The following is a 24,020-nucleotide window of genomic DNA, read 5'->3' as shown; positions in this document are numbered from 1 at the left end:
GTGTGGGGGGGGGCGTAGCTGGTGTTTACCCTTCGGGGGTCTTTTTTTGTTGGTAACTCCGCGGGGGGCGGGGCCCCCCGGGCCGCCCCCGCCCCCGCGCACCACCCCCACCGCCCCCGCGCACCATTCCGACAGCCCCCGCTCACCACTCCACCAGCCCTCGCAGACACTCCCACCAGCCCCCGCACCACCCCCACCCCCACCCGGCGCCCGCGCACCACTCCACCAACCCTCCCCGCATCACCCCGCCCCCGCACAAGGGGTACGAAAGGAGCCCGGACCCTCATGTCCACAGAAGCCGTCACCCATCCCACCTACGGCAACTGGCGCCGGCCACGGCGGCCGGGGCTCGGGCCGCTCGGGCTCGTCGGCACCATCGGTGTCTTCGGCGGGCTCGTCGTCACCCTGCTCGCCTCACTGATCTCCCTGTACGTCGCGCTGGTGATCGCCGTACCGATCGCGCTGTTCCTGGCCCCGCTCGCCGTCCGCACCCAGGACGGGCGCAACGTCTACCAGCTGGTGGCGCTGCGGATCGGCTGGTGGCGCCGCAAGGCAGGCGGCTCGCACCTGTACGTCTCCGGCCCGCTGTCCGCCCGCCCGGGTGGCCGGTTCCGTCCGCCGGGCCTGCTCAACAAGGTGACCGCGCACGAGGGCCATGACGCCTACGACCGGCCGTTCGGCGTGCTGCACCACCCGAACCGCAACCTCTACACCATCGTCCTGGCCTGCGAACCGGACGGCGGTTCGCTGGTCGACCCGGACCAGGTGGACGTCTGGGTGGCGCTGTGGGGCGAGTGGCTGGCCCGGCTGGCCCACGAACCCGGGCTGCGCGGCGCCTCCGTGATCGTGGAGACCGCTCCCGACCCGGGCACCCGGCTCGCCCACGAGGTGCTGCCCCGCATCCACCCCGAGGCGCCGCCCGCCGCCCGTGCCGTGATGGAGGAGGTCGTCGCCCGCTACCCGACCGCCTCCTCCGAGATGCACACCTACATCACCCTCACCTACGGCGTCCCGCCCGGCCAGCGCCGCAAGAAGGAGGATGTCATCGCGGACCTGGCGATCCGTATCCCGGGTCTGCTCAGCGGGCTGGTCGCGGCCGGCGGCGGGGCCGCCTACCCGCTGTCAGCGGAGCGGATCGCCGAGGTGGTCCGAGTCGCCTACGACCCGGCGGTCGCCGCCGATGTGCTCGACGCCCGCAACCAGCACGGCGGTACGGGCCTTGAGTGGGAGGACGCCGGTCCGGCCGCCACCGTCGAGACGGTCGGCGCCTACCAGCACGACTCGGGCGTCTCCCGTACCTGGCTGATGACGCTGGCACCGCGCGGCACCGTACGGTCCTCGGTGCTGCGGGGCATGCTGGAGGCGCTGCCGGGCACCCGGCGCAAGCGGGTGGCGCTGGTGTACCGGCCGCTCGACCCGGCCACCTCGGCCCGCATCGTGGAGGCGGACCGGCGCGCCGCCCAGTTCATGGCGACGTCCGGCCGGGGCATGGTGCAGGCCCGCGCGGTCTCGGAGATGCGCGCGGCCGAGCAGACCGCGGCCGAGGAGGCGTCCGGCGCCGGGCTCGTGGAGTTCTCACTGATGCTGACCGTCACCGTGGACGATGTCGCCGAACTGGCCGACGCCGGCGTGGCCGTACGCAACCTCACCGCGGCCTCCCGGGTGCTGATGCGGCCCGCCGACCGGATGCAGGCGGCGGCGTTCAGCTGCACCCTGCCCGCCGGGATCCTGCCCTGGGAGCAGACCCTCGTCCCGCACGAGCTGTCGGACGCGCTGTGAGCCGCCACAACCCGCCGAAGGAGCATGCCCCGTGAGCCGCCGCAGCGAGCGGAAGAAGGCCGAGAGGGCCGACCGGGTGGCCGAGGAACGGGCCCGCAAGGCGCTTCTGTCCGGCCACCCCGTCCACCCCGAGGACGCGCCCGCCTGGGGGGCCGACGATCCCAGGAACGGCAAGAACCAGAAGACTCAGAAGAGCAAGAAGAGCCCGAAGCGGCCGTACGTCCCGCCCCGCGGCTGGTACGGCGTCGGCGGCGGACGCGTCGGCTATCTCGACCCGCCCACCATGTGGCGCGCCACCACCGTCCAGGCATGCGGCATGTGGCCGTTCGCCGCCGGTTCCGGCTCGCCGATGACCGGAGTGCCGCTCGGCCAGCACCTGTTCACCGGCGCCACCGTCTGCGGCGACCCGCTGAACTGGTTCACCCGCGCCCGCTATATCTCCAACCCCTCCCTGTTCATGCTCGGCATGCCGGGCCTCGGCAAGTCGACCCTCGTCAACCGGATGCTGATCGGGCTCGCCGCGACCGGTGTCGTCCCGCTGGTGCTCGGCGACCTCAAGCCCGACTACGCCGACACCGTGCGCGCGCTCGGCGGCCAGGTGATCTCCATCGGCCGCGGCCGGGGCGGCATCAACGTCCTGGACCCCGGGGCCATGGGCGCGGCGGCGGCCCGGATCGGCGGCGAAGCGGGCGAGGTGCTGAAGGCCGAGACGCACGGCCGGGTGCTGAACATGGTGGCCGCCCTCGTCACCATCGTGCGCGGGCGGCCGATGGACGACCACGAGCAGTCCGTGCTCTCCGCCGTGCTGCACCATCTGCGCGAGCACACCCCGCCGGGGCGGGCGCCGCTGCTGCCGGATCTGCTGCGGGTGCTGACCGAGGGCCCCGACCGGGTGCGCGCGGTCACCCTGGACCGCGGCTCCGACAGCCGCTACCGGGATGCCGTGGATCCCCTGCACCGCTCCCTGCTGGGCATTCTCGACGGGCCGCTCGGCGACACCTTCGCCTCCGAGACATCCACCCGGATCGACCCGGACGCGCCCGCGGTGTGCATCGACATCTCCGGGATCGGCGAGGCGGACACCCAGCTGACCGCCGCCGCGATGCTGGCCGCCTGGTCCGACGGTCTCGGCACGGTGGCCGCCTCGCACGCGCTCGCGGACGCGGGGCTGATCCCGCGGCGCTGGTTCTTCACCGTCCTCGACGAGCTGTGGCGTCCGCTGCGCGCCGCCTCCGGCATCGTGGACCGCATCGACGCGCTGACCCGTCTCAACCGTTCGCTCGGTCTCGGCGACGCGAAGATCACCCACACTTTGAAGGACGCCGAGGCGCTGGGCACCGACTCCGACCGGGCCAAGGCCCGCGGCTTCGTGGAGCGCGCCGGGATGGTGGTGTGCGCGGGACTGCCCCGGGCCGAGATGGAGGAGCTGGGAAAGGTGGTGGGCCTGTCCCGGCGCGAGATCGAACTGGTCTCGTCATGGTCCTCGCCGCCCGGCTGGGGTGCCTCCGGCGAGCACGAGGAGCCGCCCGGCCGCGGTCGCTTCCTCATCAAGGTCGGCGGGCGGCCCGGCATCCCCATCAAGGTCGCCATCACCGACGCGGAGCGCCATCTGCACAACACCAACACCCGCTGGACGCCGAACGAGACGGCCGTGGAACAGGCCCTGGCCCTGGAGACGGACCAGGCGGTGGCGCACACCGCCGCCCAGGTCCGGCGGGCCCACGAGCAAGGCCCGGGAAGGTGGACCGCATGACCTCGCCCCGCCCCGGCGGCGACCTCAGCACCCAGGTCTCCTGGGCGATCGCCGGCATCGCCGGGACCGTGCTCGTCGTGTTCACCCTGGCGTGGGCCGGCGGCACTCTCGGCTCCGGCCTCACCGGCCACGGCTGGCAGGGCCCGCCGTTCGCCCTGTCCACCGTGGGCCGTCTCATCTCCGAAGGGCCGGGCGAGCTGTGGCCGGACGCCCCGCCCGCCGCCGTCTACGGCGGCATGCTCGCCCCCCTGGTCCTGCTCGCGCTGCCCTGCGCGCTCGTCGCCCGGTATCTCTTGCAGCGCGCCGGCGCCCCCAAGGGCCTGGCCGGCCACCGCGAGCTGGCCGCCATGTGCCCCAAGGGCATCGAGGCGCGCGCCCGCGAACTGCGGCCCACACTGGGGGGCCGCGAGCGGCTGCACCCGGACGAGACCGGCAACCTCCTCGGCGACCTGATGCCCAAGGGCCCGGAGCTGCGCAGCAGTTACGAGGACGTGGAACTCGACCTGATGGCGCCCCGGGCCGGCAAGTCCACCGGTATCGCCGTGCCGCGCGTGCTGCGCGCCCAGGGCGCCGTCCTGCTCACCTCCAACAAGTCCGACGTCTACGCCGTGACCCGCGCCGAGCGCGAGAAGGCGGGCACGGTGTGGACGTTCGACCCGCAGGGCATCGCCCACACCCCGCGCGCCATGTGGTGGAACCTGCTCGGCGAGTGCCACACCATCGAGGGCGCCCGGCGGCTGGCCGGCCACTTCGTGGCATCCGTCAACGACGACACCGCGAAGAAGGACTTCTGGATCTCGGCCGCGCAGAACACCCTCACCGCGCTGTTCCTGGCCGCCGCGCGCGGCCGGGCCTCGGTCACCGACCTGCTCGGCTGGCTCGCCGACCCCGCCGACCGCACCCCCGTCGATCTGCTCCGGGACGCCGGACTCCCGGCGATGGCCGACCAGTTGCAGGGCACCGTCCGGGGCGCGGTGGAGACCCGGGACGGCATCTACGAGACCGCACGGCAGACCGTGTCGTGTCTCCTCGACCCGGAGATCCTGGCCTGGGTCACCCCCGACCCGCGTGCCCCCGAGTTCCGTCCCGACCAGCACGTCCTCGGCAGGGACACCCTCTATCTCCTGTCCAAGGACGGCGGTGGTTCGGCGGCCGGGGTGATCGCGGGCATCGCCGACGCGACGATGCGGGCGGGCGTGGTCGCCGCCGAGCGCATGGGCGGCCGGCTCGACCCGCCGCTGACCGCCGTCCTGGACGAGGCGGCCAACGTGTGTCGCATCACCGACCTGCCCGACCTCTACTCGCACTTCGGCTCGCGCGGCATCAACGTCGTGACGCTGCTGCAGAGTTACCGGCAGGGCGCGCGGGTGTGGGGCGAGGTCGGGATGGACGCCCTGTGGAGCGCGGCCACCGTCAAGCTGCTCGGCGCGGGCCTGGACGACGCGGACTTCGTGCAGAAGGTCTCGACGCTGGTCGGCCAGCACGACGTACGCACCCCGTCCGTCTCGCGCGGCAAGGACGGCACGTCCCGCTCGTACTCCTACCGGCAGGAGGCCGTGCTGCCGCCCGACCGGATCCGTGCCCTGCCCAAGGGCACCGCGCTGCTGCTCGCCACCGGCGTCCGTCCCGCCCTGATCCGGCTGCGCCCCTGGTACAAGGAGCCCGGCGCGGGCGCCATCTCGGCGGCGGCCAAGGCGGAGGCCGCGGCCATCACGGAACGCGCCGCACGCCGTCTGACGGGCGTGAGCTTCCAGAAACCGGCTCCGGCCGGCCCCGGGTCACCGTACCCGGGGTGACCGCACGCGGCAGCGGTTCGGCCGGGCCGTACCCGGTGTGCGCCATCAGCCGTGCGCCTGCGGCCGGTTGGGCGGCGTACAGCATCACGCAGCCGGACAGGACCACGGTCGTGCCGAGCCGGTCGTTACAGTCCGAGGCCGTACCCGGTGAAGACGAACGCGAGCACGAGCGACTGGCTGAGGCAGTGCGTCAGTGCCATACGGCCGGCGGCGGCCGGCACCCGGGCCGCGGCCGGCCGCACCACCGCGTCCGGCCCGTCGCCGAAGCCCGTGCACGGCCCCGCCGGCAGCTGGGCGTCGACGAGAAGGACCCCGGAGGCGGCGAATCCGCGCAGGACATCGAGTTCACGCACCCGCCCGCACTGCCCGCCGGACGTCAATGCCCCATCACAACCCCCGTACCGAACGCCACGGTGGCCGTCAGGAACCACCCGAACGACGGCGCCAGCAAATGCCGTGTGTCCCACAGCCGGGCCACGGTCGGCCGCTCCCGCCGGTACACCACCGGCACGCTCCGGCCCACCGCCGGCAGCCCGCACAGCGGGGCGTACCGCCCGGGGTCGAGAAGCAGATCGCGCCCCAGGTGATCGGAGAACAGCACCAGCGCGCCCGGCCGCCGGTCGGCCGCCGTACGGGAGGTCACGGTCCCCATGACCCGCAGCCCGCGCGCCCACAGCCACACCGCCGCCAGCAGCGCCTTCACGGCCGCCAGCAGACAGCCCACGCCGAACCCGACGCACAGCGCGAGCAGCAGCAACTCGGCACCCATACGCCTCCCTTTCCGCACACCCCTCGCCGGCCGGCGTCCCTGGCACAACGGTGGGCACGTGGCCACCGGTTCAGTTGACACACGGCACAACTGAACCGCCGTACATCGCCTGTTCGTTGTGTGCACGATGAGACGGACTCCGAGAGACAGCCGGCCGTTCGGGCAGTCCCGCGGCCTCCTCCGCACGGCCGGGGCCATGGCCCTGGCCTGTGTGCTCACCGCGACGGTCCAGGCCCCCGCCCGAGCGGACCCCACGGCAACCACCCTTGCCGGGGTACGTGCCCGGCTGGAGCGCCTGTACCACGACGCCGAGGTGGCCACGGACAAGTACAACGCCGCCGATGAGAAGGTCACCGCCCAGCACCGACGCGTCCGCGCGCTCACCACCGGCATCGCACGGGCCGAGGGCAGGCTGTCCCGCCTCACCGCGCTCGCCGGAGCGGCGGCCCGCGCCCAGTACCGGGGCGGCGGCCTCCCCGCCGAGATGCAGTTCGTCCTCGCCGACGACCCCGCGCGGGCCCTGGACGACGCCGCCGTGGCCCGCCAGGCCCAGCGGTCCACGCGGAGCGTGCTGACCGCGCTGACCGAGACCCGGGAGGAGCTGCGCGCCCACCGCGCGGACGCGTCGGCCGAACTGCGCCGCCTGCGGGCCGGCCGCCGCGCGATGGCCGCCGACCGCGCGACGATCGAACGGCACATCAGCGAGGCGAAGCAGGTGGAGGCACGCCTGGCGGCGGACCAGCGCGCCCGGCTCGCCGCCCTCGACCGGCAGACGGCCGACGACGCCCAGGCGACATGGGAGAGCACCGGAATCCTCGAACGGGCCGGCACCGAGGCGAGCGCCGCAGGCCGCAAGGCCATCGCCTACGCCACCCGCCAGCTCGGCAAGCCGTACGTGTGGGGCGCGCAGGGCCCCGGCTCCTTCGACTGCTCGGGCCTCACCTCCCAGGCGTGGCTGGCCGCGGGCGTCGCCGTCCCGCGCACCTCGCAGGAGCAGTGGCGCCGGCTGACGCGCGTACCCGTCACGGCCATGCGCCCCGGCGACCTCATCGTCTACTTCTCCGGGGCCAGCCATGTCGCCCTGTACATCGGCGACGGCGAGATCATCCACGCCCCCCGCCCCGGCCGCCGGGTGACGGTGGCCCCGGCGGGCTCCATGGCCATCCTGGGAGCCGTACGACCCGACGCCTGACCGGCGGGGGCCGGTGACCGGCTCGGGCCGGGCGGGCGCGGGCCGGGCGGGCGCCGCGGCTACCTGTCGTGGCTCGGACCGGGCTCCTGCTTCTCGGGCTTGCGGGGCTTGCGCCCGGCCGGCCGGTGAGCAGGGGCAGACGGTGTGCGGGGCCGCGCTTTGAACCCGTTCCGTCCGCTTTCCGTTGTTGCCCGGCAGCGAGCCGACGCCGGCCGGCACGGCTCCAACGGACCACAAGGAGACACGGCATGCCAGGAGCAGCATGACGACCGACACCGTCGGCAGGCAGGAGCCGGAGCGGAAAGGGAAGCGTGCGCCCGCCGCGCCTGCGAAGAACGCCGCGCCTCCGGATACCGCGCCACCCGCACCGCCCCCCGCCGAACCACCGCCGCCGAAGCCGAAGTTCAACCTCTATATGGAGGGCGCCGAGTACGCGGACTCGCTGTGTCGGCTCACCCTGTGGACGCACCCTGTGCTGCTGCCGGTCTACGGCCGGGAGGTCACGTCCACCGCGCCGTGGTGCAGCCGCTGGTGGAAGCATCCGGAGGCGGTCACCCAACTGCACCGCCTGTGGCCGGCCTGGGGTGAACTGACCGGCGCTGACGCCGAGATGACCGGGCCCGCCGGCCGGCACCGGGACTGTCTGCTGCCGGTGATGGAGTCCCTGCGCAGCCCGCAGGGGTCGTTCGGCGGCTGCAAGCCCGGTGCGCACCGGCGAAAGGAGGCTGCGCCGGTCAAAGCGATGGATCCGTTCGGCCTGCCGCCGGGGCCCGCCGAACGGGCCTGACGGTCATCTCGTCGGGCCCTGCGCGGTCGGGGCCGGAGCGGGACGGTGCACCTTGGCCGCCGGCGGGTCGGCGGCCCGGCGGGGCGACTGCCCGTCCCTGGACTCGAACCCGTCGCGCGCCGCCCTCAGCCCCCGCTCGCCGAGCAGGGCCCGGGGCGGTTCCACGAGGGCGGAACTGGCGGGGCTGACAGGACGTACGGCGTCGGTGGGGCGGTCAAAGCCCAAGGAACTCACGGGACTTGACGGGCTCAGCGGGCTGACGGGTTCGGGGCTCGCGGTGCGCTGCGGATCCGGGGGCGTCGCAGGGGCCTCCCGCCCGTCCCGGCGTTCGGTGCCGTCCCGCTCCGTGGACTGCTCCCGCCGGGCCCGCCGCTCTTCCGCCGCCACGGCGAAGGGCAGCGCGTCATAGGCCAGTTCGCCGCCCCGGTTCTGCGGAGGTGAGTCCTGCGTCGCGGACGGCACCTCCCACCCGGGCACCTCCTCCCTCCTGGCACGCTCGGCATCTTGGGCGGCGGCGAAGGCATGCGCGTCGTAGGACAGCCTCTGCCCGTCGCCCATGTCCCGCAGCCGGGGCTCCCGCGGCGGCTCGGGCGACGCCTCCCGCCTCCGCTCCTGCCGCGCCTGCTGGTCACGCTGCTCCCGCTGTTCCCGTGCGGGCGTTGACGGGGGCGCCGGCCGCTCGAACCGTTCTAGGGCCGTGCGGTCCGGCGCCGTCCGGACCTCCGGGTCCCTGCGCTCGCCCCGGGCCCGGCCCCCGTCGCCCTCGCGCAGCAGTTCCCGTGTCTGCGCGTTGGCGGCGTACCGCGCGATGGCCGGGATGGTCTCGGGAGACTCCTCGTACGTCTTGCGGAGCTTGTCGTCGGACCTGACGAGGTGCAGTACGGCGTCCTCGAACGCCTCGTAGCGGCGGGTCGACAACTGCCCGGCCAGCGCCTGGAGGCGGGCCATCTCCCGGAACGCCGCCTCCTCGGGGCCGGCCGGCGGCGCCCACTGCACCGGGACCGGAGCAGGGGCCGCAACGCCCTGCGGCGGGCCGGCCGGCAGGTCGGCCTCCATCCGGCCCGGAGCAGGGGGCGGCTGCGCCACCTGCCGCGACCGGGACGCCCCCAGCGCCTCCATGAGGACGGTCCAGCCGTCCCGCAGCATCTCCATGAGGCGTGCCGTGAGCGTCGGCCCCTGGGCGCGTCGGCGGTACGCCTCACTCAGCCCGTACTCGGTCGCGACCATCGCGCGGGCCAGCGCGGCCTCGGGACGCTCGGGGCGCTCGGGGCGCGACCGGTTCGGTTCTCGTGGCGCCGGGGTGGCATCGGCCATGGTTGCCCTCTCTTCGGATCGCTCCCGGCCCGGTACCGATGGGCCGGGCCCCGCGGACACAGAACACGACGGACGGCCCCGACGAACGGTTCAAACGGCCGACGGCCGGCCGGGCCGGACGGACAGACCGGGCCGGGCGGACAGTCGGGACGGGCGGACGGACAGGACGGGCCGGGCGGGCCGGGCGGGCCGGGCGGGCCGGGCGGGCCGGAACCATCCCTACCGCCTCCGGCCCGGAAGCCCGGAAGAACCGGAAGAACCGGGAGACCGGGAGACCGGGAGACCGGCAGGCCCGAAGGCCGGCCAAAGGAACGGAAGACGCCGGGAAGGCCGGCCGCAGGCCCCCGGAAGGCGGCCGGAAGGCCCCGGTGGCGGTGAACCATCCGTCGCGCGCATCCGTCGTGCCTGGGCGCAGGCGAGACCTGATCGCCCGACTCGCACACCCCCGACAGGGAGACACACGTTCCATGCGCAGACGCATATCCATCCTCCTGGCCCTGCTCCTGGTCGTCGTCGGAGTGACCGGCACCGCGCTGGGCATCCAGACCCACCGCTCGCACAGCGGAGAGATCAACAGCGCGCCGGCCGGCGACACCGCCGACCACACGGTCACCTTCCAGAACAAGACGGACGGCCGTATCTGGGTCGGCAGCACGGTGAACGCGGACGGCTCGGCCGCGCTCACCGGGCTCCCGGCGCTCGACCCGGGGCAGTCCGCAACCATCACCGTCCCCGAGCACCAGGGCGCCGGGCACTGGCGCGGCACCTTCTTCGCCCGCCAGGGCTGCACGGGCGAGGACGGCAGCACCTTCCACTGCGCCGTGGGCGACTGCGGCCCGTACGCCGACCACTGCTCCACCGGCGAACAGCCCACAAGCCTCGCGGAGTTCAACTTCGACCCGGCGGACTCCCTGGCACCCTGGTACGACGTCAGCTACGTCAACGCCGTGTCCGTACCCGTGACCATCACCCCGAACGACGTCGAGGTACCGCAGGACGGCGAGTGCTCGGCGACGGGCTGCGTCGTGGACCTGCTGTCCGGCTGCCCACCCGACAACCTGGTCAGGGACGACAGCGGCAAGGCACTGGTCTGCGTCAACCCGAACCGGGACGCCAAGACCCCCTACAGCGAGGCCGTCAACCAGAAGTGCCCGACGGCGTACGCCTGGTCCAAGCAGGACGCCGAGCCGGGCAGCCAGGTCGTGCGGCAGTGCACCCGGTGCACGGGGATGACGGTCGCGTTCCAGGGCACCGCGCCCGCGGACCAGGAGCAGGCCACCGCCGCCCCGGCTCCTGAACAGAGCGCACCGAGGACCGAGCAGGCGCAGGCCCCGTCCCGCCGGGGCGTCAGCCTCAACCCGGTCGACGGTGCCGCGCAGGCGCTGGCCGACTCCGGGGCCTCCTGGTACTTCAACTGGGACTCCACGACGGGTCCGGTCGCGGCGCCGGCCGGGGTCGAGTACGTACCGATGATCTGGGGCCCCGGCTCGGTCACCGACGAACGGCTGGGCCAGGCCGCCCGGGAAGGCAAGGCGCTGCTGGGCTTCAACGAGCCGGATCTGCCGCAGCAGTCGAACATGACCGTCGAGCAGGCGCTCGACCTGTGGCCCCGGCTGGAGTCGACGGGCCTTCGGCTGGGCGCGCCGGCCGTGGCGTACGGCGGTGATGTGGCCGGCGGCTGGCTGGACCGCTTCCTGCACGGCGCCGAACAGCGCGGGCTGCGGGTCGACTTCATCCCGCTGCACTGGTACGGCGGCGACTTCGGCCCGGACGCCGCCAACCAGCTGCGCCAGTACCTCCAGGCGGTGTACGACCGCTACCACAAGCCGATCTGGCTGACCGAGTACGCCCTCACGGACTTCTCGCAGGGCACCCCCCGCTATCCCAGCGCCCAGGAGCAGACGGACTTCGTGAAGTCGTCCACGCAGATGCTCAACGGCCTTGATTTCGTGGAGCGTTACGCCTGGTTCACGCTGTCCGCACAGACCGCCCCGACCGGTCTGTACGACGGGACGACCCCGAACGCGTCCGGTGTGGCGTACCGCGAGGCGGGCTGAGCAGCGGGCCGCAAGGCGGCGGGAAGCACGTCGGACGGCGCCGGAGTCCTGACGGCCGTTGAGCACTTCCCGACCGCCGTCCGTTGTAACGGGAGACACGCGGTACGCGAGACGAGACACGTCGTACAGGAGACACGCCGTACGGGAAAGACCCCGCCGTGTCCCGGCCGCCGTCCGGGACACGGCGGGGCACCGACCACCGAAGGAGACCGCAGCCGCATGTCAGGCCGTTCGCACGGGTCAGGCCGGAGGAGCCCCCTCATCGGGTGGGTTCGCGAGGCGGCCGAGCCGTGCGCGGATCGTCTCGGCGTCCTGATGGCCGAACTCGGCGAAGATGGCGAGGGCCTGCTCCCAGCTGGCACGGGCCGCCTCCGGGTCGCCGGCGGCCAGTTGGACATCGCCGAGGTTGCCCAGGGTGTGGCCCTCGCCCCAGCGGTTGCCGATGTCCCGGTGCGTGGTGAGCGCCCGGTAGTAGTGGGCGAGGGCCACGTCGTAACGGCGCAGGCGCCGGTGCACCGTGCCGAGGATGTCCAGGGCGACCCCCTCGACCCAGCGGTTGTCGTCGGCGCGCAGTACGGTCAGCGCCTGTTCCAGACAGGCGACGGCCTCGTCGAACCGGCCCTGCCGCTGGTAGGCGTCGCCCAGGTTGGACAGCCCGATCCCCTCGCCCCAGCTGCTGCCGAGGAACCGGTCGAGGAGCAGCCCCCGGCGGGTGTACTCGACGGCCTTGTCGAGCAGGCCCGCCTCCAGATAGCTGTCGCCGAGGTTGGTCACGGCGGAGGCCCTGCCCCGAAGGTCGCCGAGGTCCCGGTACGCGGTCATCGCGTCGTAGAAGTGCGCGGCGGCCTCGTCGTAGCGCCCCATGCTGCGCAGTGCGGCGGCCGTGTCCGCGAGGGCCTGGGCCACGCCCCGGCTGTCCCGGGCGGCGCGAGCGGCGGCGAGGCCGGTCCGCGCGCTGTCCAGCCAGTCGTGCAGATGGCTGCGCAGGTAGAAGAAGCCCCACAGGGCGGCGGTCAGCCGCCAGGCGATGCCCCACTGCCCGCACTCGGCGGCCCGGCGCACCGCGTTGACCAGGTTGGGCCGTTCCCTCTCGCACCAGTCCAGGGCCTGGTCGTGGGAGCTGAAGCCCAGCGGCCGGCAGCCGTCGGGCGGCGGTTCGAGCGGGATGCGGGGGCGCTGCGGGGTGATGTGCGCGTAGGCGGCGTCGGTGGTGTGCAGATACCAGGCGAGCAGCCGCTCCACGGCCCGGTCCCGTTCCTCGGTGCTCTCCTCGGTCGTGACCCGTTCGGCGGCGTAGAAACGCAGCAGGTCGTGCAGGGCGTAGCGGCCGGGGAAGTGCTCGGTCAGCAGATGGGCGCGGGTGAGTTCGAGCAGCGGCGCCCGGGTCTCACGCGGGGTGAGCCCGGCGAGCGCCGCCGCGGCGGGCACCGAGATGTCCGGCCCGCCGTGCAGTCCGAGTAGCCGGAACAGTCGTGCCGCCGGGGCGGACAGCGCCCGGTACGACCAGGAGAACACGGCCCGCAGATCGGTGCCGAGGTCGCCGTCGGCGAACATGTCGAGGCTGCCGTGGCTCTCCCGTACCCGCTCGGCGATGGCACTGAGCGGGAAGTGCGGGTTGACGGCGGCGTGCGCGGCGACGATCGCGAGTGCGAGCGGCAGCCGGCCGCAGCGCGCGACGATCTCCGCCGCGGCGCCCGGTTCGGCCGCCAGCCGCTCCGCCCCGAGGCGCCGCGCGAGCAGATCGTGCGCCTCGGCGGAGGACAGCTGGTCCAGCGTCAGCGGATGCGCGCCTTCCCCGGCCACCAGCCCGGCGAGCCGGCTACGGCTGGTCACAATCACCAGGGATCCCGCAGAACCCGGCAGCAGCGGGCGCACCTGGTCGGCGTCGCGGGCGTTGTCGAGCAGGATCAGCACTCTGCGCTGGGCGAGCAGACTCCGGTACAGCGCCACCTGGGCGTCGAGTCCGGCAGGTATGCGCTCGGGAGGAACACCGAACGCGTCGAGAAGGATCCGGACCGCCTCGTCCGGCGCCATCCCCGGCCCGGCCGGGTCGAAGCCGCGCAGATTGATGTAGAGCTGCCCGTCGGGGAACCGGCCGGCGATCTCATGGGCCCAGTGCACGGCCAGCGTGGTCTTGCCGACGCCGCCCATGCCGCCGATGGCACTGATCACGACGGTGCCGGGCGGTCGCCCGTCGCCGGGCAACAGGGCACGTACAGCGTCGAGTTCGGCACATCGGCCGACGAAGGTGGGCAGATCGGCCGGGAGTTGGGCGGGCCGGGCCAGGTGCTCGCCGTCGGCGGGAGCGGCGGCGGCCGGGTCGGTGGCCGGTGCGGCCGCAGGCCGGGCGGCCGGGGCCGCCAGGGAGACATCGGCGGCGAGGATCCGGTCATGCAACCGCTGGAGTTCCAGGCCGGGTTCGACGCCCAGCTCGGAGACGAGGCCGGCGCGGGCGCTGCGGTAGGCGGCCAGGGCCTCGGCCTGGCGCCCGCCCTGATAGAGGGCGAGCATGAGCAGTCCGCATAATCGCTCCCGCAGCGGATGCCGATGGGTGAGCGAGAAGAGTTCGGAGACGATCTCGGCATGCCGCCCGAGTTCGATGTCGAGGTCGAGCCTGGTCTCCAGGGTGCTGAGCCGTTCCTCCTCCAACCAGGTGCGCTCCGCCGCGGCGAGCGGCCCGGGTATCCCGGCGAGGGCGGTCCCCTGCCACCGGCCGAGGGCGGAGTGCAGCAGCGACGCGGCGCCGGACAGATCCCCGTCGACGCGCAGCTTCTTGGCCTCTTCGACCCGCCGCTCGAAGTCGGCGAGATCCAGGGAGTCTTCGGCGCCCCGCACCAGATATCCGTCCCCGACGGAGACGATCACCCGGGGGGCTTCGGCCGGGTCCCGCTCGGGTTCCAGAATCTTGCGGAGCCGTGAGACATAGGTCCGCAGGACGGACACGGCGGCGGCGGGCGGCTCCTCGCCCCAGACGGCGTCGACGAGTTCACCGAGCGTGAGGGGGCGTCCTCGCCGGAGGAGCAACGCGACCAGTACCGCACGCTGTTGTGGGGAGCCCAGGTCCAGTTCCTGCTCACCGCGCACCGCTCGGACGGGCCCCAGCACGGTGAAGCGCAAGGAATTCGCGTAGACACTCACCACTGGGACTCTAGTGACGACGGGGACGCCGACAGCCCGTTTGACGGAACGTGCCCTTCTGTCCCGATCACGAGGCGTAACGAGGGGGCGGCGCCAAGTCCGGCCGCGGCCCGTCCCATTGAACCGTTCCCGCGCGGCACCCGTTGCGATACCGCCGGTCTCGACGCCGGGAACGGCAGGAAGGAATGGGCATGAGCCGAAACGAGGAAACGGGCGGCCCGGTCACGGAAGGCGACGCAGACGGAAGGACGGACCCTGGAAAGGTGTCCAAGATCACCACCCACTTCACGGTGGTCATCTCCGGCGACGGCTCCGCCACCCTCGACGGCCGCCCCGTCCCGGCCGCGGAGGGAGCGGAGGCCGACGGGGCGGTCCTGGACGCCCTCCACCAGCACGCCCGGGAACGCGGCAGCACGGTGACGGCGTCCGTCTCCGACCCGGCGGCGGGTTATGTGGCGTACGTGGAGGTGGCACCGGACGGTTCGAGCAGGCTGCTGGAGCAGGGGGAGGGGGGCCCTGAGGCGTACGCGGGGGAGGACGACGAGGACGACGAGGCAGGGCCGGAAGCATCCGGCCCGGACGGCGACGGGGCGCCGGAGGACACGGAGTACACGGAGGACCTGGGCCCGGGTCCGGAGGCGGCCGAGGAGAAGCCGGTCACCTTTGAGAAGGGCTACGGCCACGGGCTACGTCTGCCTTCCGCGGCGGAGCCGCCCGCTCCGGATCCGGAGGCGCTGGAACCGAGGGCACCAGAACCGGCGGAGACGCAAGGGGACGAGCCGGAACCGGAGCAGGCGGAACTGGACGAGCCGGAACTGGAGGAGCCTGAACCGGAGAGGGCCGCGGAACTGGAGGAGCCGGAACTGGAGGAGCCGGAACCGGAGGGGGCCGCGGAACTGGAGGCGGCGGAACCGGACGAGCCGGAACCGGAGGCGGCGGAGCTGGACGAGCCGGAACCGGAGGCGGCGGAACTGGAGGGGGCGGAGCTGGAGGGGGCCGCGGAACCGGAGGCGGCGGCGTACGCGCTACCGGGCCCGGTGGGCCTGAGCCCCGCACCCCGGGCCCCCGCCCTGCACCGCACCCCGGACCCGGACCCGGGATCGGTCCGGCCGAACCGCCGCAGCAGGTCACGCCAGTCGGACGACGAGTACGCGTCCCCGGGACTGCTGAACCGGCCGTTGATCATAGGCCCGGCGGCGCTCCTGGTGGCGGCCCTGGTGATCACCCCGCTGGTGGTCCTGGGCAGCGGCGGTTCGGGCGACGACGACCGCCAGGACCAGGCGGCGAAGGTGAACAACACACCGCGGGAGAAGACGAACCCGACGGAACTGCCGACACCGACGGTATCGGTGAGCCCGAGCCTCACCCCGTCCCCGACGGCCGGCCCGAGCGCGAGCAAGTCACCCAAACCGCACGGTAAGGACGGCGTGGCGGTGCCGCCCCCCACGGTCACGGTGACCGAGAACGCCCCGAAGGTGGTCACCACGGTGACGGCGAAGCCCGCACGGGACACGGCGGCGACGGCCGTACGGCGCCTGGCGGCGAACGACCCGTCGGGACGGCACATCTGCTACCGCGCCTATGTGGGCGGCCAGGGCTGGCAGAAACCGGTGTGCGACGGCACGATCGCCGGTACGTCGGGCAAGAACAAGGCGATCAAGGCCCTCAACGTCTCGGTGAGCGGAACGGGCGGCTCGGCCGCCAACGCCGTACTGCACGAAGCCAACTCGGCCAATGGTCAGGGCAGTTGGCAACCGGGGTGGACGGCCATCACCGACGACGGCAAGGATTTCTACATCGGCAACCCCAAGAAGAGCGGCCCCTACATGACGGGCTTCGCCATCAACGTCGGCACCGGCCAGATCTGCCGCGCCGCCGCCGTCCACAACCGCGGCTGGGGCGACCACCAGTGCGCCAACCCCCGCCCGGAATTCCTCTTCGGCGGCACCATGGACAACGACCCGTTCCTGGAGGCCGTCAAACTCACGGTCTGACCGAACCGCGCCGGGACCAGTGGACGTAGCCGGTGCCGCTCGGGACGTGCCGCTCCAGCACGACGGTACGCCGGGCCATACCTCAGCGGCGGCGTGGTGCGCTTTCCCTCCGCGGGCCGGCGCCGCCGCCGTCTCCGCGGCGGAGTCCTCACACGGCCCTCAGCTCCGCGACCCGTGCGAACTCCTCCTCCAGGCGGCCACGGCCGAGAGCCGCGAACTCCCGGCCCAGATCCGCAGGCGTCACCCCGCGCAGCTCCACACCGTGCGAGCGGCCCGCACCCAAGGCGCCCACTGCGAGCCGTACTTCACGTGCTCCATGGGACATCCCGGGATCGGCTGAACCGTTTGTGGATGGTGAAGGGGCCCGACGGCTCCCCACGCGGGTACCTGTCGCGCCGCGCAGGCCACGCCCGCCCCATGGCCGCCGCCTTCCTCGTCAACACCGTGGGCCCGTGGCTGCGGGCGCAGGCCTCCGAGCCGGTCAAGCGGGACATGCTCGCCGCCGCGTCTGACCTCACGTACCTGACAGGCTGGATGGCCATGTACGAGAAGGCCCACGGTCTGGGACAGACCTACTACGTCAAGGCGCTCAGACTCGCTGACGAAGCCGGCGATCACCTCACCTACTGCCGCACACTGCGCGGCATGTCGCTGCGAGCGTCGAACCTCGGACGCGGGCAGACGGCACTCGACCTGGCGGACTCTGCGGCCGAGGCGGCGCCGACCGCCGGTCCTCGTCTGGTCGCGTTCCTGCGTGGACAGCAGGCCCACGCGGCATCCATGGTCGGCGACCGGAACCAGCCCCACACCCGCCTGCGCGAAGCCGAGACAGCGCTGAGCAAAGCCGACCACCGGCGCGACGCAATCGGCGGTTACGACCAGACCGCCTATCTCTTCCACGTCTCCCACGTGCTGAAGGAAGAGGGCGACCTCTCCGGCAGCATCAAGGCGATGAAACAGTCCATCCGGCTCCAGCCCGCCCAGGAGCGGCAGGGCCGCGTACACACCTACGCAGTACTCGCCCAACGACAGCTCAAGTACGGGCATCTGGACGCCGCATGCCAGTCCTGGAACCGCTTCGAGGCGGGCGCCGTTCTCCTTGTCGGGCTTGCCGTTGACAGCAGCGTTGGAGATCTTGCACTTCTTGATGTTGTGCGGACCGGAGAAGTGCTTCCAGCCGAGGCCGAGCCGCACCACCTTGCGTGGCGTGTGCCGGCTCTGCGTGCGGCGCACGGGGAGCCGGCACACGGCCTCGTGGGTTACTAGTTGCGGCCCCTCCTCCTGTGATGCCTTTCTGTGGCTCGAGTCGTCGAGGCGGCGCTGTTGTCGCCGTCAGTGCGAGCGCGATGGCGTTGGCGGCCGGTGCTGCTGCTCGGCGGGGAGACGGTCGCGGCCGGTGCTGTGGTGAGTGGTTGCGGTGGCGACTGCGGTTGCACCGATGTGGACGACCCCTGCCCCGAGCCGTACGACGCGGACGTACTGCCAGGCACTGTGGGCGGGTTGTATCCAGGGGGGAATTGACCCACACCTGAGCCTAGTGACGGGTTGTGACGCATCCCGTACATCTCGGCCCCGGGATCCTGCCGCTGCCGTCCGGCCTGGTTGGCATGGTGCACAACGTCGATGCCGGTACCCATCGCTCCCGCGTAGGTACCCACACCGTTGAACGCGTTGGTGACCGCTTCGTTGCTGAAGTTACCCAGGTTGGACGTGGTGTTCGCGACCACTGACGTCGCCCTGAGCCCGATGGCCGCCCTCTGGGCCCAGTCGGGCTGGGCACCCGCTCGGTGCTCGCGGTACTGGTCATACACTTCGTGCGCGACTGTGGCGAGTTGGCCGATGTTGCCGCCGTACGTGAGAACCTGACCCGCCGTGCCGCCTACCAGCGGCGCAGTTCCCATCGCGACGGTGGGAAGCGTGTCCCTGGCGAACTGGGCCAGTTGGTGCCTGTTGTCGGCGACCCACCGGACCACAGCACGAGCGGTCCTGCCCAGCCCTTCCCTGGTCCACTGCGATTGCCGCTCGCTCCACCGAGCGGCTCCTTCGCTGTCGACCGCAAAGTATTGCCGGGACCTCTGGTCGTACACGCCCTCCGCTCCGTCGTACAGAGCCGGCGCATTCTCCGGGACGGGGCGGTCGGACAGTCGGGCTCGGCCGTCGGTGATGTCCACGGAACTGTACGACGAGGCGTTGGAACGGCCGCTTCCGTCGGATATGTCTGAGCCTGGCATCTGACCCTTCCTTCTGTGAGAACAGATGGTCTTCGAACAGAGCCGTCGGCTGTGCCGGCCCGGGAGGTGCTGGGGCCGGCGTCGTGGACCGGTAACGACTCTGCACGGCAAGCACAACGCTCCCGTCGGGTCAACGGTTCAGAGTGCGCCGCTACTTCGGTGCCGCCGGGGGAGGTGGGCCGAATGGGTCGAGGTGGTCGATGGGCGGCATCTCCTTGGGGCGGTGCATACCGGGCTTGCAACCGGCGAACGGACCTTGCGGATCCCGGAGGCTGCTCATGACCGGCGACAGATGGTCGCGGTGCCAGCTGGCGGGGCCGGTCGCCGGGGACCCCGGACCGGTCAGGTCGCCCCAGGCCAGCCACAAACCGTGGAGTTGGGCAACTGCTTCGGGGTGCTCCCACCAGCGGGAGCACCACGGAGCCGTGGAGCTGATCTCCCTGCCGTAGACCGGCAGCAGCACATGGTGGGTCCACAGGGTCAGCTGCCGCAGAGCGTGCGTATAGGCCGGTTGCTCCAAGTACAGGATGAACTGTGGCGGGGCGATGGGCTCTTCCTCTTCGGTGGGCGGCTTCGCCGCAGGCGAGGTGTCCCGCTCGGCCCCGGTTACCTCGGGCTTCTCCGTCGGCACGGCTGACATGGGCTCTCCGTCTCACTCACTTGGCTGCTGTGGTCCGGCCGGTGCCCCGCGTCGGCCGACGGTAGGACACAACGGGCCGTCCCATGGCGGGGTTCATGAGGGCTGGACCAGCTCCGGGAGCCGACCACGCGGGAGGGGTGCGGGTCCTGCGGCACGGGGAGCCAGGCCCTTGGCCATGAACTCCCACAGGAAGCCGGCCACGGCGCCGCCACCGGCCCGAGGCGGGTGTCTCAGGGGCAGGTGACCGCCGTCAGCTCCGCGATGCGGGCGAACTCCTCCTCCAGACGGTCACGGCCGAGGGCCGCGAACTCCCGGTCCAGGTCTGCCGGTGTCACTCCGCGGAGTTCCACCATCGTGCGGGCGGCGCGGACCCAGGGAGCCCACTGCGAGCCGTACTTGACGTGTTCCATATGGCATCCCGGGATGGGCTGGAGTGTCTGTGGGTGGTGGAGGGGGCCGACAACACCCCACGCGGGCACGCGCCTGGCCCACGCCGCCACAAACCGCCCACCCCGCAGGGCGTGGCAGAGCTGGATGGAGATCCCGGCGCACGGCACGCACACCGGCGGACTCGTCGTCCGCTCCCCCTCCCGGACCGCACCACAAGAGTCCCGCAGGAGAAACAGATGCGGGCCGTGCGGGTCCGCCGGCATACGGGAGCACACCTGACACATCATGTTCAGCATCGCCCGGCGCTGCCGGTACGGGTGGACGTTCCGCAGCTGCGGGCTGCCCCGGCGCTGCTTGGGCCGCAGGACGTACCGGGCCCACAGCACGCCGAAGCTGTCCCGGTCGTACGGCGTCTCATCCACGTACGCGATCCCCGGAGCCACGCGGCGACGGGTGATCGGACACTTCAGGAGCCGTTCCTCACTCCATCCAGCGATGTACGGGACGACGCCTGGCGGGGCCGGAGGCAACACGATCGAGAACCTTCCTTTGTCGAGACGAGAGTGGCGGCCCGGCACACCGCAGAGCATCACGGGGTCGGGTGTGCCGGGCCGGGGCCCACCAGCCCCCGCGGGGGAGAGTCGGGAGCGGGAAGCCGACGGGCGCCTGGGGGCTCCGGTCGCCCCCTGGGGCGCGAGCGACCGGAGCCGGTCATCGGGTCAGCGGCCGATACCGGCCACAAGGGCGCCCAGGAGGGCGCCTACGACCAGGGCGTAGAGGAGCTGACCGGTCGGGCTGTCCGGCCTCATGCGCATCGCTGCTGCTCCTCTCGGGCCGCCTCGACTGAAGCGAGGTAGGGCTCCAAGAGCGCGCCGCCCGGTGTCACCTCGGCGCAGAGCGGCGCGCCCGTCTCCGGATGGCAGGGCGGGACGAGCCAGCCGCGGCCAGCCACCAGTTCCGGGGCGCGGACGCCGGGCGGCGGGAGGAGGACCAGCGTCCCCAGCGGCAGCGTGCTGGAGTGGGGGGCGTCCCAGCCGGCGGCGGAACCCCGCTGGAGGATGAACTCGCCGCCGAGCGGGCCGAGCACGACCGGGCCTATCCGGCGCCCCGCTTCATGCATTCGCCGGATGGTTTCCTCTGCCATCGGGGCTGGGGTCAGGAGGACGTCGAAGCCGATACCCGCGGGAACCTCCGCCAGGTGCCCGCGGCCCCACGCCGTGAGGATCTGCTCCGGGCGGCCCGTGGCTGTGAGCCACGGCATCGGTCCCATGGCGGCGGCCACCTCATCCGGGGCCGGGCGCGGCGCGGAGATCACGGAGCCTACTGACACCTCTGTGATGGTCACCGGTGACCTGCCTCCGCCTGGGCCGTCAAGCCCTGGAAGATGAGATCCGCTACCTCATCCACGTAAGTGAGGTCACCCGGGGAGTCCATGGGCACACACCAGTAGGCAGGCCCACGCTGTTCCGTGAGCTGCGGAGAGGGGACACCCAGGAAGTGATCCCGGCCAAGGCGTTCCACCCGGCCCCGGAAAACACCCGGTCACCCCACTCTGACCTGAACCCGGGGACCAAGGCGTAGTAGAGGCCGGCGCGGAGGTCCATGAACACCGCTCCGCCGTCGAAGAACTGGCCAAGGAAGCGGTCCACGTCATCCAGTTCCTTGGTGCCGGCAGCCGCCCACACCAGGCGGGCGGGGATCCGCACGGCGGAGAGAACCCCACCGCAGGCCAGCAGGGCGACGCCCTGCTCCTGCCACTGGGCGCGGGCGACGTCCACGTCATCGGCGGCGCCGAGGAGCCAGTGCGACACGGCGAACTGCCGCTCCGGGAGCGTCGCCACGGCGGTCCCCTCCACGGCCGTGCGCTCGATCTCGTCCCCGCTCATTCGGCCACCTCCAGGTCCCGGCGCGGACCCGCGGACCGTGGCACGAGGGGGAGGGCGGGAGGGAGAGGGCAGGGGAGGACCGGGCCGGGCCCCGTCACGGGCGTGGTGGCCGTTACTGAGATGTCCACCAGCGCGCGGCGCCGTTGCCGGTCGGCGGTTGTTCTACGCATGACTCAAGTCCCTGGCTTAGGTCTCATGGTTGGTACTTGGACCGTACGGCCGGGATGTGACGTGGACCACACAGAAGCGGTGGTAGTTCGCGGCGGTCAGCCGACGAACTACCAGTCAGCTTGGTAGTTCTGACGTCCAGTCAGGCGTGAACGTTGAGGAGCGTGGCCATCTGCCGCATCTCCCGTGTCAGCGTCCGCTTCCGTGTCTTGAGGATGTCCTCCATGACATACCTGGCCATGGGCTGGTATCGAATCCAGGAGGGCGCCCTCTTCTTGATGCGGGTCAGCTCCTCCATGGCGTCGTGCGTCGACCCCACCTTGACGTGAGCCCGGGCGATGTCCAGCCGATGGCGGTGCCAGTTGATGGCGGAGGGCCGACCTGTCGCCTCCAGCATGTCTTTCGAGAGGAGCCCTTGGTCCTTGCGGCTGAGGACACCATGGGCGTCCCCGACCAAGGACAGGTCCTCCACCGCCTTGACCTCCACGGTGGCCGGGCCGAAGCGCCCCCAATGGGTGCGATAGTCACGGTGTTCATGCCCCATGGCGGACGCCGCGCTGGCTGCCATCCGCCGAGCCTGCTTCGCCACGTCCTCCCGGTTGTTGCGCATGGCGGCGGCGGCGATACGGAGGCATAGCTCCCCCCACGCCGCCAGTTCACCCATGGACGCCGTGGAACGCTTCGGCTCGATGGCCTCGGCCGTGGTGGCCGCCAACCGCTCCGCCTCGTCGAACCGGTCCTGCCTGAGGAGCAGCCAGCACAGCCCTGTGACGCCGGTCGCCGCAGTCAGCGTGTTGTCCAACTCCCGGGCGAGCCTGATCCCTTCCACGAGCGCCTGATAGGCCATGTCGTACTGGCGGACCTGCGTGAGGTACTTCCCGGCCAGCAGCAAGGCATGGGTCCGCATGAGGACGGCCTCCCGCTGCTGTTCCTCCTCCTCGGCCGCCGCCACCGCGGCGTCGGCCTGACGCAGGAGACCGGGGAGCACGATGGCCACTGACTCGTACCGATCCGAGTTGTAAAGCGACAGCGTGTCCTCGATCGATCGACGGATAGCCGGAAGCTCCGCCGCCTCACCAGGATCCGCCAGCGTCTTCCCCGCGATCCCCACCGGCGGCATGAGTGCCTGCCGGAGCGACACCAGTAGTTGCCGGTTGGCGCTGTCGTCCTCACCCACCGGGTGCGGCACCCCCGGCGCGAAGAGCGCGGAGGTCGGGACGTCGAATGCTTGTGCCACCTGGCTCAACGTGTCCAACCTGGCGTGTCCGCGCTGCTCGATGTTCCTCACGGTGCTCACGGAGAGACCGGACTCCTCCGCGAGTCGTTCCTGACTCCATCCTGCCGTTCGCCGGTAGGCACGGACGGTGTCTCCCAAGGGGGTTGAGTTGTGCGCCATACTGGAGCCTCCGTTTTGACCTCGACACTCAAAACGGTACTCCGGACAACGCCCCGTGACTCCCCGAGTTCCACGGGGCGTTGAACGTTCTGCAATTGCAGGGCAACCGTGTCCGCCCCAGCCCACCGCGGTCCGCGCCGAGGAGTACGCCGTCCTCTTCCACCGGTGGCGGAGGCATGCTGGATCGGCAAGGCGAGCATCACCCAGCTCTCGGACGACTTGATCGCCGACCGCTCCCTCGGCTCGTGACAGGGGGATCGGCTCCTCACCCACCTGATCGAGGGCATCGCCCCCCCCGGGCGCGGCTACATGGTTCTCAATGGCCACTCAGCGTGGTCGCTGTTCGAGACGCGCCGGAACCTGCCGCGTTCGGACACCGGTCCGTGCCGGAGACAGGCTCAATGCACTGGCTCCGCACCGCCCTCGGCGGGAACAAGAGCTGACGTCAGGCGTCGTAGCCCCTCTGCCGTGCGTTCGGACCTCTCTTGGCGGCGACCTCTGCGAAGTTGGCTCGGGCCAGGGGGAATCGACGTCGTTCCTTTACTGCTGCACTTGCCCGTGCAGCCTGTGCGCGGGCCGGCGAGGCGCGGGCTCCGGGCCATGGGCCCAGGGTGCGCAGGTGGCGTTCTGTCGGTGGTGCGCGGCGGTCCAGGTCGGTCGCGGTGCGCAGGCGTTCTGGGGTGCTGGACGGCGTCGGCGCGCTGCGGACGGTGGATTTGGGCCCGGATTA

General features: G+C 72.3%; 17 protein-coding genes and 1 pseudogene. 8 read left to right on the top strand and 10 right to left on the bottom strand.

The window, feature by feature from the left end; all coding sequences use genetic code 11:
* The first annotated feature begins 285 nt into the window (after nucleotides 1-285).
* From ABT245_RS43835 to ABT245_RS43825, 3 genes are read left to right on the top strand one after another with little or no spacing between them, the layout of a single operon-like run.
* Nucleotides 286-1,779, top strand: coding sequence for an SCO6880 family protein (locus tag ABT245_RS43835; RefSeq protein WP_351746168.1), 1,494 nt, complete (start codon nucleotides 286-288; stop codon nucleotides 1,777-1,779).
* Between the two features lie 31 nt (nucleotides 1,780-1,810).
* On the top strand, nucleotides 1,811-3,532 hold the full coding sequence (locus ABT245_RS43830) for a putative type IV secretion/conjugal transfer ATPase (protein ID WP_351746166.1): 1,722 nt from the start codon (nucleotides 1,811-1,813) through the stop codon (nucleotides 3,530-3,532).
* Nucleotides 3,529-5,328, top strand: a complete 1,800-nt coding sequence (locus ABT245_RS43825) for a type IV secretory system conjugative DNA transfer family protein (RefSeq protein ID WP_351746164.1) — start codon at nucleotides 3,529-3,531, stop codon at nucleotides 5,326-5,328. The genes ABT245_RS43830 and ABT245_RS43825 overlap by 4 nt, the downstream gene beginning before the upstream one ends.
* A gap of 125 nt (nucleotides 5,329-5,453) precedes the next feature.
* On the opposite strand, the gene ABT245_RS43820 is transcribed toward ABT245_RS43825, so the two are convergent.
* Together ABT245_RS43820 and ABT245_RS43815 are read right to left on the bottom strand one after the other, a co-directional pair.
* Nucleotides 5,454-5,708 (bottom strand): DUF418 domain-containing protein, encoded by a 255-nt coding sequence (locus ABT245_RS43820; RefSeq protein WP_351746162.1) that lies wholly within the window; start codon nucleotides 5,706-5,708, stop codon nucleotides 5,454-5,456.
* Nucleotides 5,705-6,097, bottom strand: coding sequence for a hypothetical protein (locus tag ABT245_RS43815; protein WP_351746159.1), 393 nt, complete (start codon nucleotides 6,095-6,097; stop codon nucleotides 5,705-5,707). Before ABT245_RS43815 ends, ABT245_RS43820 begins: the two co-directional genes overlap by 4 nt.
* Nucleotides 6,098-6,293: 196 nt before the next feature.
* Here ABT245_RS43815 and ABT245_RS43810 point away from each other — a divergent pair, with 196 nt between their 5' ends.
* Together ABT245_RS43810 and ABT245_RS43805 are read left to right on the top strand one after the other, a co-directional pair.
* Nucleotides 6,294-7,289 carry a C40 family peptidase gene (locus ABT245_RS43810; RefSeq protein WP_351746156.1) on the top strand — a complete coding sequence of 332 codons (996 nt, stop codon included), beginning with the start codon at nucleotides 6,294-6,296 and terminating at the stop codon, nucleotides 7,287-7,289.
* Nucleotides 7,290-7,551: 262 nt separating this feature from the next.
* Nucleotides 7,552-8,076, top strand: coding sequence for a DUF4913 domain-containing protein (locus tag ABT245_RS43805; protein WP_502982318.1), 525 nt, complete (start codon nucleotides 7,552-7,554; stop codon nucleotides 8,074-8,076).
* Between the two features lie 3 nt (nucleotides 8,077-8,079).
* Here the strand turns inward: ABT245_RS43805 and ABT245_RS43800 are convergent, their stop codons facing one another.
* The gene (locus ABT245_RS43800) at nucleotides 8,080-9,390 is read right to left on the bottom strand and encodes a hypothetical protein (RefSeq protein ID WP_351746153.1); all 1,311 of its coding nucleotides are present in this window, start codon (nucleotides 9,388-9,390) and stop codon (nucleotides 8,080-8,082) included.
* Nucleotides 9,391-9,857: 467 nt separating this feature from the next.
* On the opposite strand from ABT245_RS43800, the gene ABT245_RS43795 reads away from it, so the two are divergent.
* Complete coding sequence (locus ABT245_RS43795; RefSeq protein WP_351746151.1) at nucleotides 9,858-11,447, top strand: glycosyl hydrolase; 1,590 nt, start codon at nucleotides 9,858-9,860, stop codon at nucleotides 11,445-11,447.
* Between the two features lie 240 nt (nucleotides 11,448-11,687).
* Here the strand turns inward: ABT245_RS43795 and ABT245_RS43790 are convergent, their stop codons facing one another.
* Complete coding sequence (locus ABT245_RS43790) at nucleotides 11,688-14,585, bottom strand: AfsR/SARP family transcriptional regulator (RefSeq protein ID WP_351746148.1); 2,898 nt, start codon at nucleotides 14,583-14,585, stop codon at nucleotides 11,688-11,690.
* Nucleotides 14,586-14,848: 263 nt separating this feature from the next.
* On the opposite strand from ABT245_RS43790, the gene ABT245_RS43785 reads away from it, so the two are divergent.
* Nucleotides 14,849-16,579, top strand: a complete 1,731-nt coding sequence (locus tag ABT245_RS43785) for a hypothetical protein (RefSeq protein ID WP_351746145.1) — start codon at nucleotides 14,849-14,851, stop codon at nucleotides 16,577-16,579.
* Between the two features lie 148 nt (nucleotides 16,580-16,727).
* Here ABT245_RS43785 and ABT245_RS43780 read toward each other — a convergent pair whose 3' ends face one another.
* Complete coding sequence (locus ABT245_RS43780) at nucleotides 16,728-16,904, bottom strand: hypothetical protein (protein WP_351746142.1); 177 nt, start codon at nucleotides 16,902-16,904, stop codon at nucleotides 16,728-16,730.
* Nucleotides 16,905-16,978: 74 nt separating this feature from the next.
* On the opposite strand from ABT245_RS43780, the pseudogene ABT245_RS43775 reads away from it, so the two are divergent.
* A pseudogene (locus tag ABT245_RS43775) lies at nucleotides 16,979-17,659 on the top strand (NsdA family TPR-like regulatory protein); the annotation flags it as partial.
* Nucleotides 17,660-18,961: 1,302 nt separating this feature from the next.
* On the opposite strand, the gene ABT245_RS43770 reads toward ABT245_RS43775, so the two are convergent.
* From ABT245_RS43770 to ABT245_RS43750, 5 genes are all read right to left on the bottom strand, one after another.
* Entirely contained in the window at nucleotides 18,962-19,450 is a 489-nt protein-coding gene (locus tag ABT245_RS43770) for a DUF4913 domain-containing protein (protein WP_351746139.1), read from the bottom strand.
* Between the two features lie 230 nt (nucleotides 19,451-19,680).
* On the bottom strand, nucleotides 19,681-20,262 hold the full coding sequence (locus ABT245_RS43765; protein WP_351746137.1) for a hypothetical protein: 582 nt from the start codon (nucleotides 20,260-20,262) through the stop codon (nucleotides 19,681-19,683).
* A gap of 383 nt (nucleotides 20,263-20,645) precedes the next feature.
* The gene (locus tag ABT245_RS43760) at nucleotides 20,646-20,960 is read right to left on the bottom strand and encodes a hypothetical protein (RefSeq protein ID WP_351746135.1); all 315 of its coding nucleotides are present in this window, start codon (nucleotides 20,958-20,960) and stop codon (nucleotides 20,646-20,648) included.
* Between the two features lie 274 nt (nucleotides 20,961-21,234).
* Nucleotides 21,235-21,726: a hypothetical protein gene (locus ABT245_RS43755; RefSeq protein WP_351746133.1), complete on the bottom strand. Its 492-nt coding sequence runs from the start codon at nucleotides 21,724-21,726 to the stop codon at nucleotides 21,235-21,237.
* A 310-nt stretch (nucleotides 21,727-22,036) separates the two neighbouring features.
* Entirely contained in the window at nucleotides 22,037-23,290 is a 1,254-nt protein-coding gene (locus ABT245_RS43750) for a helix-turn-helix domain-containing protein (RefSeq protein ID WP_351746131.1), read from the bottom strand.
* Nucleotides 23,291-24,020 lie beyond the last annotated feature (730 nt).

Origin of the sequence: Streptomyces sp. NPDC001508 (assembly GCF_040298665.1) — a bacterium.
GTDB lineage: Bacteria > Actinomycetota > Actinomycetes > Streptomycetales > Streptomycetaceae > Streptomyces.
Note: the sequence above shows the minus strand (reverse complement) of the source record. Positions and strands in the feature narration are given on the sequence as shown.

What these genes read in the sequence shown, in the direction of transcription:
- ABT245_RS43770 (WP_351746139.1), bottom strand. Translation starts at nt 19,450, where the DNA reads ATGTCAGCCGTGCCGACGGAGAAGCCCGAGGTAACCGGGGCCGAGCGG.
- ABT245_RS43780 (WP_351746142.1), bottom strand. Translation starts at nt 16,904, where the DNA reads ATGTCCCATGGAGCACGTGAAGTACGGCTCGCAGTGGGCGCCTTGGGT.
- ABT245_RS43815 (WP_351746159.1), bottom strand. Translation starts at nt 6,097, where the DNA reads ATGGGTGCCGAGTTGCTGCTGCTCGCGCTGTGCGTCGGGTTCGGCGTG.
- ABT245_RS43800 (WP_351746153.1), bottom strand. Translation starts at nt 9,390, where the DNA reads ATGGCCGATGCCACCCCGGCGCCACGAGAACCGAACCGGTCGCGCCCC.
- ABT245_RS43755 (WP_351746133.1), bottom strand. Translation starts at nt 21,726, where the DNA reads ATGAGCGGGGACGAGATCGAGCGCACGGCCGTGGAGGGGACCGCCGTG.
- ABT245_RS43760 (WP_351746135.1), bottom strand. Translation starts at nt 20,960, where the DNA reads ATGCATGAAGCGGGGCGCCGGATAGGCCCGGTCGTGCTCGGCCCGCTC.
- ABT245_RS43835 (WP_351746168.1), top strand. Translation starts at nt 286, where the DNA reads ATGTCCACAGAAGCCGTCACCCATCCCACCTACGGCAACTGGCGCCGG.
- ABT245_RS43750 (WP_351746131.1), bottom strand. Translation starts at nt 23,290, where the DNA reads ATGGCGCACAACTCAACCCCCTTGGGAGACACCGTCCGTGCCTACCGG.
- ABT245_RS43795 (WP_351746151.1), top strand. Translation starts at nt 9,858, where the DNA reads ATGCGCAGACGCATATCCATCCTCCTGGCCCTGCTCCTGGTCGTCGTC.
- ABT245_RS43810 (WP_351746156.1), top strand. Translation starts at nt 6,294, where the DNA reads ATGGCCCTGGCCTGTGTGCTCACCGCGACGGTCCAGGCCCCCGCCCGA.
- ABT245_RS43805 (WP_502982318.1), top strand. Translation starts at nt 7,552, where the DNA reads ATGACGACCGACACCGTCGGCAGGCAGGAGCCGGAGCGGAAAGGGAAG.
- ABT245_RS43825 (WP_351746164.1), top strand. Translation starts at nt 3,529, where the DNA reads ATGACCTCGCCCCGCCCCGGCGGCGACCTCAGCACCCAGGTCTCCTGG.